14 protein-coding genes are annotated in these 12,205 nt (G+C 58.2%); 6 read left to right on the forward strand and 8 right to left on the reverse strand.

Annotation, left to right across the window (positions count from 1 at the left end; all coding sequences use genetic code 11):
• From Q7S58_RS08740 to Q7S58_RS08755, 4 genes are all read right to left on the reverse strand, one after another.
• On the reverse strand, positions 1-254 hold a 254-nt coding region (locus tag Q7S58_RS08740; RefSeq protein ID WP_304823612.1), incomplete at its 3' end, for a hypothetical protein.
• Positions 255-278: 24 nt separating this feature from the next.
• Positions 279-686 carry a hypothetical protein gene (locus Q7S58_RS08745; protein ID WP_304823615.1) on the reverse strand — a complete coding sequence of 136 codons (408 nt, stop codon included), beginning with the start codon at positions 684-686 and terminating at the stop codon, positions 279-281.
• 278 nt (positions 687-964) lie between these two features.
• The gene (locus Q7S58_RS08750) at positions 965-1,996 is read right to left on the reverse strand and encodes a sensor histidine kinase (protein WP_304823618.1); all 1,032 of its coding nucleotides are present in this window, start codon (positions 1,994-1,996) and stop codon (positions 965-967) included.
• A 435-nt stretch (positions 1,997-2,431) separates the two neighbouring features.
• Complete coding sequence (locus Q7S58_RS08755; protein WP_304823620.1) at positions 2,432-2,800, reverse strand: hypothetical protein; 369 nt, start codon at positions 2,798-2,800, stop codon at positions 2,432-2,434.
• A gap of 612 nt (positions 2,801-3,412) precedes the next feature.
• On the opposite strand from Q7S58_RS08755, the gene Q7S58_RS08760 reads away from it, so the two are divergent.
• The gene (locus Q7S58_RS08760) at positions 3,413-3,676 is read left to right on the forward strand and encodes a DUF1488 domain-containing protein (RefSeq protein WP_304823623.1); all 264 of its coding nucleotides are present in this window, start codon (positions 3,413-3,415) and stop codon (positions 3,674-3,676) included.
• A gap of 746 nt (positions 3,677-4,422) precedes the next feature.
• On the forward strand, positions 4,423-4,710 hold the full coding sequence (locus Q7S58_RS08765) for a hypothetical protein (RefSeq protein ID WP_304823626.1): 288 nt from the start codon (positions 4,423-4,425) through the stop codon (positions 4,708-4,710).
• A gap of 165 nt (positions 4,711-4,875) precedes the next feature.
• Here the strand turns inward: Q7S58_RS08765 and Q7S58_RS08770 are convergent, their stop codons facing one another.
• The 3 genes from Q7S58_RS08770 to Q7S58_RS08780 form a co-directional block, all read right to left on the reverse strand.
• Positions 4,876-6,024 carry a hypothetical protein gene (locus Q7S58_RS08770; protein ID WP_304823631.1) on the reverse strand — a complete coding sequence of 383 codons (1,149 nt, stop codon included), beginning with the start codon at positions 6,022-6,024 and terminating at the stop codon, positions 4,876-4,878.
• A gap of 206 nt (positions 6,025-6,230) precedes the next feature.
• Positions 6,231-6,782 carry a sigma-70 family RNA polymerase sigma factor gene (locus tag Q7S58_RS08775; RefSeq protein WP_304823634.1) on the reverse strand — a complete coding sequence of 184 codons (552 nt, stop codon included), beginning with the start codon at positions 6,780-6,782 and terminating at the stop codon, positions 6,231-6,233.
• A 2-nt stretch (positions 6,783-6,784) separates the two neighbouring features.
• Positions 6,785-6,994, reverse strand: coding sequence for a NepR family anti-sigma factor (locus Q7S58_RS08780; protein ID WP_304823637.1), 210 nt, complete (start codon positions 6,992-6,994; stop codon positions 6,785-6,787).
• Positions 6,995-7,154: 160 nt separating this feature from the next.
• On the opposite strand from Q7S58_RS08780, the gene Q7S58_RS08785 reads away from it, so the two are divergent.
• Entirely contained in the window at positions 7,155-7,958 is an 804-nt protein-coding gene (locus tag Q7S58_RS08785; RefSeq protein WP_304823641.1) for a response regulator, read from the forward strand.
• A gap of 103 nt (positions 7,959-8,061) precedes the next feature.
• Here the strand turns inward: Q7S58_RS08785 and Q7S58_RS08790 are convergent, their stop codons facing one another.
• Entirely contained in the window at positions 8,062-8,262 is a 201-nt protein-coding gene (locus Q7S58_RS08790; RefSeq protein ID WP_304823644.1) for a CsbD family protein, read from the reverse strand.
• A 309-nt stretch (positions 8,263-8,571) separates the two neighbouring features.
• Between Q7S58_RS08790 and Q7S58_RS08795 the strand changes: the two genes are divergently transcribed.
• From Q7S58_RS08795 to Q7S58_RS08805, 3 genes are all read left to right on the forward strand, one after another.
• Complete coding sequence (locus Q7S58_RS08795) at positions 8,572-10,464, forward strand: sensor histidine kinase (RefSeq protein ID WP_304823647.1); 1,893 nt, start codon at positions 8,572-8,574, stop codon at positions 10,462-10,464.
• A 222-nt stretch (positions 10,465-10,686) separates the two neighbouring features.
• Positions 10,687-11,142, forward strand: coding sequence for a hypothetical protein (locus tag Q7S58_RS08800; RefSeq protein WP_304823650.1), 456 nt, complete (start codon positions 10,687-10,689; stop codon positions 11,140-11,142).
• A 499-nt stretch (positions 11,143-11,641) separates the two neighbouring features.
• Entirely contained in the window at positions 11,642-12,007 is a 366-nt protein-coding gene (locus Q7S58_RS08805; protein WP_304823653.1) for a response regulator, read from the forward strand.
• Positions 12,008-12,205 lie beyond the last annotated feature (198 nt).

Below are 12,205 nucleotides of genomic sequence, written 5' to 3' on the forward strand. Positions count from 1 at the left end.
GGTCTGCCTGCCGGTGTTCGCAGAACTTTGGCTGAGATGAGGGTGGCGCCCGAACCGAACATTGCCGCCGGGGCTGCTAAGGCGGTCCCGGCTTCCCCGGAGCCGCCGTCATGGCCAACTTTAGGTCCGCAAGCGAGCCGCGCACCGTATCCGCGCGCCACGCTGGTCGCCGAGGCTTTCACACCCGCCCCGACGTGGGATTCGAAGCGGACAAAATTCTCGAAATGAAGCGACAAAACGAAATTTAGCGGCAAAAGACGTTCTCGGAGTTTTCCCGATTAGAGCGTTCCGCGCTCCAGGAGATCGCACCAGCGTCCCTGGTCGGAAGTCGCGATCCGATAGCGCCCGGGCGAGTACTGGGTCATGCGGTAACAGCCTTCCTCTCCGGAATTGAGCTGCTGCCAGCGGATACAGACATTGTCGCCGGCGCTGCGCACGCGGCCGGTGTCTGCCACCTCCATGGCGGTCTCCCGCATATTGGGCATGCGATAGATCGCCTTGGCCAGGCCACTGCGCTCGTAGCTCGCCCATCCGCTGGTGCCGTCGATGCAGTTGAATTCAAACCGGCGGCCGGCGAGCAGATTCTGTGCCTCCGAACCGGTCAGGAGTTGATCGGCGAGGACGGGAGCGGTGACAGTGGTCGCGGCAAGAATCGCGGCCGCGAAAGTTCGGATCGACTGGTTCATTGGGAGCCTTTCGACGACCGGCGGCTCCGAGGTGGGCCGTTGGGCCATTGGATGGAACGCTGCTTGCAGGCGAAAGTTCCCGTCGAAAGGAATATTTTCGGAACGACAAGGACCACCGTCCGCGTTCTATCCCAGGCCTCGCCTCAGGAGAATCCGACTGAGAGGTCCCTTTGGGGAACGCAACAATGTCAAACGAAAAATCGACTTCCATAAGCAATTGGAATCAGGACCCGCCACTTGGCGGCGGCGCAGGCAATGTGGATCGCCTGAGCTTGCTCTTACGCTGCATGGATTATCGAGACAAGCGTGCCTTGCGGTCCGCTGGATACTTCCACACGGGCATCGAGCTGGCGCGCGAGCGCGTCCACGATGCTCGTGCCCAAGCCGGAACGTGCGCGCTCGTGACCTTGATCCTCTCGCCCAATGCCGTTGTCGGACACCGACAATCGCCAGTCTGCTCCGTCGACATCGTATTTCACCAATATTTTGCCCTCGCTGCCGTCTGCGAAGGCATGCTTCAGAGCGTTGATCACGAGCTCCGTGACAATGAGCCCAATGCTCACCGCTTCGTTGGATACAGCCGTGCCGGCGCCGGCTTGCACGACGAGTGAGAGCGGCCGACGGTTACCGATCATCGAATTCTCGAGGCTCTCGCACAGCTTCGATAGATAGGGAGCGATCTCGATCCTGTCGCCCAGCCCCGAGGCCTTCAGCTGCTGTTGCACGGCCGCAACGGACATGACGCGCTGGTGTGCGTCCTGCAGGTGCATGCGCGTCTCCTCCGATTGCACCGTCCGCGCCTTGAGCATGAGGATGCTTGCAATGATTTGCAGGCTGTTGGCGATGCGGTGCTGCATCTCCTGGAGCAGCAGCTCCTTCTCGCGCAACAGCTCGTCCTTTTCACGCTCCGCGGCGTGCCGTTCCGTTATGTCTTCGATCGCCAACAGCAGAGCCGAGTCGGGGTGTTCTTCGTCAAATACCTGGCGGGCGTTGAGGAGCATCATGCGCCGCCCGATATGCGGAAATTCGTGCTCGACCTCGTAGGCCTCGATGGCGCGGCGTTTCGGGATGACGTTTTCCAGAAGTTTCCGCAGCGCCGGGATGTTCCATTGGCCCCCGCCCAAGTCGTAGAACATCTGACCTACGGTGTTCTGCGGCTTCACCCCGAACGACCGGTAGAAGGAACGGCTCGCGGTAACCACGCGCAGATCGCGGTCGAGCACAACAAGCGGCTCGCGGACGGTGTCCACGATGGCCGCCGCTAGCATGCGCCCATCCTTTACGTCGTTGAAGTGGAAGCGTTTCGGCATGCCGCTGAACTCACTGGCGCGCGTTCTTATTAGGCGCTTACGACATAATAGCTTCCTACCTATTTTATAGAATCGCGCACAATTAACCAGGGGGGTTTTAATTTGCAGGCAATCGAGCAGCGGGACGAAGACAGTAATAAGGCAAGCCCAGGTCTAGGAGCAGCAGCCACACCAAGGCGTAACGCTCGTGCTTATTTTTGCTTTGAGTCATGAGCAGACGTACGGAGACGACCGCTTCTAGCCAGGACCGGACATGGCGCAGGCGATCCAACCAAGACAGAGTAAGAAAACAGCTCCTCGCAAGTATCAGCAAGAACCCTGATGTTTGTATGAACTGGGCTACGCTGATTCGACTGACGCTCCCGGCAAAAAAATTCCGCTCCGCGCAAGAAACACGCGAAGCGGCGAGTCCTGTCAGTTCGTGTTCGATCCGGTTTAGCGTTTCAACCTGACAATTTCATCCGCGCACGAATCGGCGAGGCGCATGTTGGCGGTAGTTTCTCCCGGCAGCGTCGCGAAGCCGGTCTTCGCCAACTCGCTGTCGCGCCGCCAGGATGCGACGTCGATCAAGGCAGCCACTTTTGCCGAAGCGTCCGCTTGGGCGAGGAACTTTTCAGCACACCCGGGAGTGAACGATTTCACCAGGGCGGCACTGGTGCGCTCCACCGCCATTTTCTCGGCGGTGCTGCCGTAGGTCCATCCGCCCCAGGTGAACCCGATTCCCCAGGTCAGGATGACGCCGATGGCAATGCCTTGTAAGAGACGCTTGAACGACTCTTCCTTAAAGAACGAAGGAACTTGCATGACGATCTCCTTTCGTCAGTACTAGAGAAAAATGATTTTCTCCCTAGGAATCAACGACGGCACGGAATGGCGATCTGCATGAGGTCGCTTTTCCGCCAGGCCTCAAATCGAAGGCCGGGGAACGGCGGTATCTTCCAGATCAATCATCGTTTGTATCTTTACGACCCGATCCGCGAGTCGGGTCCACGTATTCGCCATATGAAGCAACCGCGGCCTGCGCTGTAGCGTTCGCGCCTGCCGCGCCAAGCGTCCATAATTGGCGGCGATTTGTTTTAAGTTGTCTGCGCTGGCCATGTGTCCCTGCTCGTTCCAGGCGGGAGCACATGGATCTCTCGGTCGCCGGCGCCCTGATTCAATGATCTGCCAGCAATGTGACAAGTGTGCGCGCAATTCGGACCTAAGTCGACCGTTATCTTCCCGATCTGCGAGCACCTTCACGATCGGCAATCACCCAAAGCCGGTCGGTTGGCGCCGCCGCCAGCGCCGGAGTCGTTGGCATTGTCTGATAGATACGGACGAAATGGTAACGCGGCTGATGCCATGCGTTGACGCCCCGCTTGCTCTGGTACAAGGTCCAGCGGCGTGGGCCGCCCACGCAGATCGGCCGGGATCATGGCGCTGAATTTCCCCAATATGAGCCGCGTTTACGATTCGACGAGACGCGCCGTGCGTTTCTGGGGCTATGACAGCGCGATGGAGAGTTCGTTCTTCGTCACCGCGGACGCGCTGCAAAGTCTGCAACCAGACATGAAATTGGACGTCGCCAGTCTGCTGCGCGTGTTTGATTCCAATCGCGATCTGATCTGCGTGGCGGCGGGCAAAATTTATGCCCGTGGCCGCAAGGGCAGTTACTGTCTGGTCGGGGCTGACTTTTAAGTAAGTCGTCCAGCATTCTTCTTTGCCGCCTGCAGGTTCCGAGTCCAGCAGACAGAATGTCCTGCTTCGTGCCAACTCCGGACATGCCGACCAATTCAAATGCTGATCGGCGACACCATCAAACCAGGATGAACCGGGTTGGAGCAATCAGCGAAGCAGCCCCATGCGACCAACTGGGACTGGGGCTCTGTCGTGATTATGGTAACATTCTAGTCGTCCTACTGATCCGCGACATCACAGGGAGAATCTAACATGCCCTCCACTATCGACCTCTACCTGATCGGCGTCTGGTTCTGCGTCGGCTTCTTCACGGGCGCTGGCTGGGCGATCGCCACGTGGCTCGTCGGGCGGATCTTCTCCCATATCTGAGCGTTAGCGCCAGAGGGTTCGCAATCTATTTGGCAACCTGACGAGGCGTCGGCACATCTTGCTGTGCTTGCAACCTGCCGGCTTTGTCGGCCGGCGGGCGCCGGCGTTCGAGCGGCCGCCAACCGTCGAGGGCATCTGATTATAACTGGAACCAATCGTCGTATTGGGCGTTGGGCTATGCCGCCGTGCACACCAGACTTGTGAACGAGAGATGAACGTGATGGTCAGGAATGGTTCTGAATCGTCCGAATATTCTGCGAGTCACGCTGGAGGCTTTCGCCGCGCAAATTAGCAATTGAAAGCCTGCGGTGCGCGAAAGTGCCTAATCCCGCTCTCCCCATCTGCAACCAAGACAAATCTACCTCAAGGAGGACAATATGCGTAAACTTCTTCTCACCTTCGCCGCGGCAACTGCGGTCCTGGTGACCGGCTCGCTGATGCCGAACAGCGCCAATGCAGCCCCCCCGGTCGACCCGACGGGCATCCGTCTCGCGCTCGACGACATCAAACTGACCGAGAATGTCGCCTGGTGCTTTTATCCCGACGGCTGGAATGGTCCGGGCTGGTACCGCTGCGGCTGGCATCGGCGGCACGGCCAGGGCTGGCACGGCGCGCGCGACAGCCGGCATCACAGCAGAGGCGAGAGCCGTCGCGGCGAGCGCTGAAGTCGACAGTTACGAGTGAGACGCGGGCGGCCATCGAGCCGCCCGCTTTTTTACGTGCCCCTGGCAAGCGGAAAATCGGCTTTAACGATATGGCGTTCGCGGCTTGAATGACGAGAAAAGGGTCCGATCGGCATCTCGGAAATGGTCCGAGGATTCGGGAAATCGCTACTCGCTGCTTTTACGTTTGGTTTTCGGCGATGACTTTAAGAGCGGCGTAGGCACCGCCGGAGCGTCGCCATATTCCGGCTCCTTGGCGACGAAACAAGTGTAATACTTTTCGCGTGGAATTTTCTTGCTCGTCGCGCAACGGTAGAACGAGTACAGGTCCTCTTCGGTGCGATAATAAGTGTAAGGATCGATCAAATAACGATCGGCGCCATCGGGCGAGCTGCCGAGGCGGTCGATCTTGCCGGCTAGGCCGGGCTCGATTTCGAGGATGGCCTGGCGAAGCTCATCGCCTTCGATGAAGTTGTCCGGCAGCTGATCGAACGGACCATCGAAGTAGTTATTTACCTTGCCATTGGCTTCGTAGGCACCGATCAAGATTTTCCGATCGAGACGATGATCTCGATAAAAGGCAAATCCCGTTCGCCTACCGATGAGAATCCGGTCGGTGCGCCTTGACGGGAAAAATTCGTCGGCGACCATCACCGTCTCGTCGAGAATGTAGTGAAAGATCTTGAGTTTCTTGTTGTAGACGAGGAAGAAGCGAATGGCCGATTCATCGAAGATCGGTCCAAGAAATTTCTCGTCCGGCCCCAGCGTTTTAGCCGGAGGAACCACGTTCGAAAGGTCGTTCAGGGAGAACACGACGCTCTTTTGTCCGTAGGAAATCCGGTAAACCAATCGCTCTAGTTTTTCGACAGTTACGCCGTCGGACTTGCCGAGAACGACATGGACGACTTCATTTTTCTTCTTCCAATCGGTGAGTTCGACGTAATAAGCGAAATGCAGCTTTCCTTCGTCCCGGTCCATCACGTCGAGCCGGATATTCCCGGCGTAACGCGTGCCGTTGTCGTAGAAATAGAAATAATAATAATTCTCCGTCGGATAAACCTTGACGCGATCGGGCAAACTCTCGAGCACGTAGGCGAACATGGCTTTCGTATCGGAGAGCGGCAGCGATGTCGTTCGGGTTACGTCCTCGACATAAGTTTCGTTTGTGTAAAGCCGCGGCCGATCGGCGCCCTCTGCCGCGACCGCGATGACGGTGAAAATCGTCGCTACCATCAGTGCGACGGAGCCGGGGCGAGCTTTAGTCATCTGTTTGAGACCATATTTCACACCACGCAAATCCCAGCGGAATGTTAGCATTCACGTCGATCCCTGGTCATCTGGGAAATGTCGGTATAAATCAGGTGAACGCGAATGTCGGGTAAAAGGGTCAGGGTCGGTAGAGGCCGCCGTGTCCGCACGTCATCGGTTACGCCGTGAACAACGGACCCATGTGAAACGTAGTCTCACCGCGCCTTCGTGCCAGAAACGGACAATTCTCTGGTAGGTAAGTTCGATGATCGAACTTAGGGGCGGTTGTTCGGGGCGAGGACCGCCTTTGTCGTCTGATCCGGGCCGAACTCATCATTACTATCGACCGACAACAATTCGCCGAGCCGGGAGCGGGCGCGGTTGACGCGGCTCTTGATGGTTCCGACCGCGCAGCCGCAGATTTTGGCCGTTTCCTCGTAAGAAAAACCGGAGGCCCCGACCAGGATCAGTGCCTCGCGCTGATCCGCAGGCAACTTGGCCAGCGCCGCGCGAAACTCCGTGAATTCGACTTGACCTTCTTGCTCCGGTTGTGATTTCAAACTCTCGGCATAGCCGCCGTCACTGTCCTCGACTTCCCGGCGGCGCTTGCGATATTCGGATCGAAACTGGTTGCGCAGGATCGTAAATAACCAGGCCGGCATGTTGGTTCCGGGTCGAAAGGAATCGATGTGCGTCAGTGCTCTGGCCAGGGTCTCCTGAACCAGATCGTCGGCCCGGTCGACGTTCCTGCAAAGGGAGATCGCGAATGCGCGCAGGCTCGGGACCGCGGCAAGCATGGCTTCGCGCAGCGACGGATCGAGGGACATTACTAGGAATCCTTGTCGCTTCGTTTTTCGAGTTTCCGTAATAAATCGACAAAGCGATCGGGCACGCCTTCGCTCACCACCTCGTCGTACATGGCTCGCAACTGCTGACCGATCTTGGTCTGGACGTCTCGCCCAAGGCGGGCGTCGGTTTTTTCGGGTTTAGCCGGGGAGGAATCCATTTTTGGCCGCCTGATGGACTTGCGATCAGTCATACGAATTCCCCCTACTCCAATACCTTAACATCTAGCATCCCCGCTCCTGCAGTTTTATTATAACCTCAGACGGACCAATAGGTTCCGGACGGCTGGAACTTTTTTCGATCTCGCGCATTGCCGAAGCTGTAGCTCGGATCAACGGATTGGGGAGGGTTTCGTGTCGACTACGCAGGTCGTAAGCCAGTATTTGCCATTTCTCCGCCGCTATGCCCGAGCCCTGTCGGGCAGCCAGCATTCGGGCGATGCCTATGTAACGGCGGTGCTGGAGATCCTGATTGAAGATCCCTCGGTCTTGGAGGGTGATGATTCGCCCCGGTTGATGCTCTACCGGATGTTGACGAAAATCTGGGGCTCGCTCGCCGTAAATGCCGCAGCCGATTCCAAGAAGCGCGGATCACCGGCCGAAAAGCGCCTCGGTCACCTCACGCCGCTCCCCCGTCAGGCTTTCCTGCTTGTCGCTTTGGAGGGATTCACCGAGGAAGAAGGCGCCAAGATCCTCGATGTGGACATCGCTAAATTTCGTCAGCTGGTCGAGGAAGCGGGCCGCGAGCTCGCCGCCGATATAGCGACCGACGTATTGATCATCGAGGACGAGCCCTTCATCGCGACGGATCTGGAACATCTGGTCGAGAGCCTTGGCCACAAGGTGATCGGCGTTGCGCGCACGCATACCGAGGCCGTTTCCATCGCCAAGGCCAAGCGCCCCGGTCTCATCCTCGCCGATATTCAGCTCGCCGACGGCAGTTCCGGCCTGGAGGCCGTCAACGAGCTGCTGCGCGCGTTAGAGGTACCGGTGATTTTCATCACCGCCTATCCGGAACGATTTCTGACGGGCGAGCGGCCCGAGCCGGCGTTCTTGATCCCGAAGCCTTTCCAACCGGCCACGGTGTCGGCGGTCGTCAGCCAAGCTCTCTTTTTCGAGCGCAAGGCCAAGCGTCCCCAAAAACGGGAGTCGGCCTGAAAGCGCGGCGATGTGGCGGACACGCGGGTCATTTGACCGGCGGGACTACCGCACCCGGTATGCGAGCATGATCGAAGATAAATTATGCCCGCTACGCGATGCTTCAGTTCACCGTCCGGAGCCAATTGTCGATCTGACGCTCCGCCTCGTCCTTCGCAACGCCATAGCGCGTCTGCAGCCGGCCGGCGAGCTCGGTCCGCTTGCCAGCGATGACATCAAGATCGTCGTTCGTGAGCTTGCCCCATTGCTGGGTGATCTTGCCGTTGAATTGTTTCCAGTTACCTTCGATGCGATCCCAGTTCATTGTCGTCTCCATAATTTGGCGATGATCATTGCAGGTCCAACGCAGCGCGGCTCGGGAAGTTCCAGCGCCCTCGGTCGCTGATAAAACAAGGGCGTAGCCTGCAACTCGCTGGCTACGCCCAAGGTGCCGGCCAAGCATCGGGGGGAAGGAGTTTCGGCCGGTCGCCATGTCAACACGCGAAGCTCGAACCGGTTCCACCGGCAGAACTTGAGGGGTTCGACAATTAGATGCCTATCGCCGCTACAATAGCCATTGATCCGCGCATCGACATGGCGGGACGACGCGTTCGTCTCGAGGCGGTGACAAGCCATGACTGAACTGCTCGACTGGGTAAGGGGACCGGCCATGACCGATCTGCTCGATCGGATTATCGGCGTCGCGCATTACCTCAACGAATACTCATTGTCATGGCAGTTGGATCTCGTCGCGCTCCGCGCGACATCGGACGTTTTGATCGCGATCTGCTGTTTGGCCATCCGCTTCGGCGTCATTCGGGCGATCCGCCGCCGGAAGGACCTTCAGAAAAAATACCTGTTTTTCACCGGGCTGTTCGGGACTTTAATTTTGGCTTTTGGATTCACGCATCTTTTTGACGCGGCCACGCTTTGGCAACCGCTGCATGGATTGCACGGTCTGGTCCAGGCGGTGACGGCCTTTGTTGCGCTCGCCACCGTTGCCGTCATGTGGCCGATGTTGCCCGAGTTGGCGCGGTTTCCTTCCACTCGTCAGTTGGCGGACGCCAAGGAACTGTTTCGAGACGAGACCGTGGCCCACGGTGCCACCCAAAGAGCGCTCGAAACGCTCCGGCAAGAACTCGAAGATCGCGTCAAGGAGCGGACAAAGGAGCTGGAGCTGGTACGGAAGCGGTTCGAAACCGCGCTGCGCAGCGCGCAAGTCTACGTGTTTTTCCAGGATCGAGAGCTTCGCTACACCTGGGTCTATGATCCGCGCGGCGTCGATCGGGAAAGCACCATGCTCGGGCGCACGGACGACGAGGTGCTCGCGTCCCCCGACAAACATGCCGTCACCGCGGTCAAGCGCAAGGTACTCGAAACCGGCACCTCCGAGATCGCCGAAGTGTCCTACATGATGCCCGAGGGCCGCGTCATGTTCTCGCTCCATATCGATCCCATCCTGGGTTCGGATGGCGCAGTCGACAGCATCATGTGCGTCGCAATCGACATTACCCGCATTCGTTCGCTCGAACGCGAGCAACGCCGCCTGACCGAAGAGCTCAGAACGGAGCTCCAGCGATATGAGACTGCGCTACAGAGATCCAACGTAACGGTGTTCACCCAGGATCGAAGCCTGCGTTATACGTCGATCAGCAATCCGATGTTCGGGCTAGCAATCGAAAAGATCATTGGCCGTACCGATGACGATATTCTGCCGACCGAAGCCGGGGCCGCGGTCATCGCACTGAAGCGGGAGGCGCTCACAAGCGGTGTCGCCAGGGACAAAGAGGTCCGCATCAACGACGGATCGAAAGATCGCTGGTACGATTTTCACATCGAGCCGCTTCGCGACGTGGCCAGCGGCATCGTCGGGTTGACCTCCGCCGCGGTGGACGTCACCGAACGCAAGGAGGGCGAGGCGCATTTACGTCTGCTGATGCGGGAACTGACCCACCGTTCGAAGAATCTGCTCGCGGTAATTCAAGCCATGGCGCGCCAGACGGCGCGACATACCGGAACGATCGAGGAATTTCTCGACCGGTTTAGCGCGCGGCTGCAGGCACTCGCAAGATCGCATGATCTCTTGGTGCAGGAAGGCTGGTACGGCGCATCGCTCTCGGAATTGGTACGCGCCGAAGTGGGTCATTATGTCGACGGAAACGAACCTCAGATCTCGATCGAAGGGCCGGCCCTTTTGTTGACGCCCGAAGCGGCACAGAGCCTCGGGCTTGCGCTGCATGAGCTCGCCACCAATGCGGTCAAATATGGTGCGCTGTCCGTGCCGGCGGGACGCGTGGCAATTACGTGGCAACAAAGACCCGAACCGGAAGGCGGTGGGATCGAGATCATCTGGGCCGAAAGCGGCGGGCCGGCCGTCGTTGCACCCAAGCGGCGCGGATTTGGAACCCAGGTGATCGAGCGCAATCTCGCCCGCTCGCTGGAAACCGAGGTGAATTTGAAATTCGAGAAGGCCGGCGCCCGCTGTCGAATCATCATTCCCGCCGCGCATATTTCCGGCACTCGCTGAATCGATGAAGCCGCCGATCCAGGGAACTTTCACCCCGGGTGAGCGTTGATATGCGGGTCGGCATTCTTGCTGCCGCCGATCCATGCATACGGGAGAAATCCGATGATCCGACTTGCCGCAATGATTGCAGGGGGGCTCGTAGCGACCGTTCTGACCGGTGTGATCGCGAGTCTGATGGGTCCGACGAGTCTCCTGGCTCCCTCCTACAAGAGGGACCAATCGATGCCCATGTTGAAAATGGTCCAACCCCTCGTCGCCAATTCCGTCGATCGTTTGCGCAAGGGCGACCGCGTGGCGCCGGCGCATCAAGCGAATAATGACGAATCGAAGAACTCGAAGATTGCGGTGATTGCGGTCGTCGAAGTCGTCGGTATTCGCGATGCCGCCATCGTTTATCGCGACCGCAGCGGGCGCGAGCTGTTTCGCACCGATCCGGTGGCCAATGTCACGATCGTCACAAAGGGTTTGCTGTTGCCCCAGGTCACCATTCGGGAAAGCAAGCAATCCGAGGTGGAGCAAGTACCCGTTGCGGCCCAGCGTCCGGAGGTTTCGCCGGAGCTCACGGAGGGGTGCGAGACGGTCGTCAGCCCGTTCATGGCGCCGTCACTCTCTCACCTCGTTGGTCGCTGCCTTGCTTTGGCAAAAACCGATTCGAAATACGCAGCGGCCTTGCGCTGAAAATATCGCAGGGCGAAGTCGATATCGAACAAGCGAAAATCGCACCTTTGGATGAATTCGAGCATCCGGCGAAGGTGATCGAATCGGGCGCAATCCGCGCGCAAAGGCGCGGAGTGCGCTCAGCCACAACGACCGGCGCGGAGCGGGGGTTTATTGCAGCCCCGCCACCCAGTTCGCCGGCGCGCTTGGAACGGTAATAGCCTTCTTGCTCGTGCTGTCCGGGCCAAACACGACCACCGCCAGCAGACCGAGAATGGCGATACAGCCGGTCCCCCTAGGGATTTTAAGTGTTTCAGGTCTAGCATAAGTCACTGATATAACGTGGTAATATCCAAGAAAACACTTCTATGTGAAAATAATTGTAAGCCTTACGGAACTTTAGCTCCCGGTGCGAGTTATATCCCATGCCCTGATAGCGAGAGGGCTCTGATAGCCGTGATACTGGCAGGAAGAGTTCTGATAACCGCGATTGCTAGTTGTCACGGCAGGAAGAGTTCTGATGGCCGTGATACTGATCGTCGAAGATGATGTGTTTATCCGCGAAATAGCGGAGATGATGATTCAAGACTGGGGTCACCGCACACTTTCGGCCAGCGACGTAGACGAGGCGCTTTCACTCCTACGTTCCCCTCAACACATTGACGCACTTTTTACCGACATCTATCTCAAAACAGCGGTCCTTGGCGGGTGTGAACTTGCACACCAGGCCATCAAGCTTCGGCCGAAATTACGTGTGCTTTACACGACAGGCAATTCCGTTACCGAAAAAATGAAAGCTCTATTTGTTGAAGGCACACACTTCCTTCGTAAGCCGTACACGCAACATCAGCTCCAAGACTCCGTGAAAGACCTGCTCGCAGCGTAATTCTGAAGTCGCGCAATCTATCCGCTAAGTGGGACGAGTACAAGTTACCGGGGGCAACATAATGTTTCATGGAAACGACGCGAGGAGGACGCGGATCGGCGTCTCCGAGGATACCTACAACACCTCGCGCAAACAGGCGGAAGAGACGCTGCTCAAGGCCGGCGCCCTGCAGCGCGCGATTTTCAACAGCGCCAACTT

Source organism: Candidatus Binatus sp. (assembly GCF_030646925.1).
In the GTDB taxonomy this organism is placed as follows: domain Bacteria; phylum Desulfobacterota; class Binatia; order Binatales; family Binataceae; genus Binatus.

Coding starts and splice junctions, on each gene's coding strand:
- Q7S58_RS08745 (WP_304823615.1), bottom strand. CDS start 686: ATGAACCAGTCGATCCGAACTTTCGCGGCCGCGATTCTTGCCGCGACC.
- Q7S58_RS08750 (WP_304823618.1), bottom strand. CDS start 1,996: ATGCCGAAACGCTTCCACTTCAACGACGTAAAGGATGGGCGCATGCTA.
- Q7S58_RS08755 (WP_304823620.1), bottom strand. CDS start 2,800: ATGCAAGTTCCTTCGTTCTTTAAGGAAGAGTCGTTCAAGCGTCTCTTA.
- Q7S58_RS08760 (WP_304823623.1), top strand. CDS start 3,413: ATGGCGCTGAATTTCCCCAATATGAGCCGCGTTTACGATTCGACGAGA.
- Q7S58_RS08765 (WP_304823626.1), top strand. CDS start 4,423: ATGCGTAAACTTCTTCTCACCTTCGCCGCGGCAACTGCGGTCCTGGTG.
- Q7S58_RS08770 (WP_304823631.1), bottom strand. CDS start 6,024: ATGCTAACATTCCGCTGGGATTTGCGTGGTGTGAAATATGGTCTCAAA.
- Q7S58_RS08775 (WP_304823634.1), bottom strand. CDS start 6,782: ATGTCCCTCGATCCGTCGCTGCGCGAAGCCATGCTTGCCGCGGTCCCG.
- Q7S58_RS08780 (WP_304823637.1), bottom strand. CDS start 6,994: ATGACTGATCGCAAGTCCATCAGGCGGCCAAAAATGGATTCCTCCCCG.
- Q7S58_RS08790 (WP_304823644.1), bottom strand. CDS start 8,262: ATGAACTGGGATCGCATCGAAGGTAACTGGAAACAATTCAACGGCAAG.
- Q7S58_RS08795 (WP_304823647.1), top strand. CDS start 8,572: ATGACTGAACTGCTCGACTGGGTAAGGGGACCGGCCATGACCGATCTG.
- Q7S58_RS08800 (WP_304823650.1), top strand. CDS start 10,687: ATGCCCATGTTGAAAATGGTCCAACCCCTCGTCGCCAATTCCGTCGAT.
- Q7S58_RS08805 (WP_304823653.1), top strand. CDS start 11,642: ATGGCCGTGATACTGATCGTCGAAGATGATGTGTTTATCCGCGAAATA.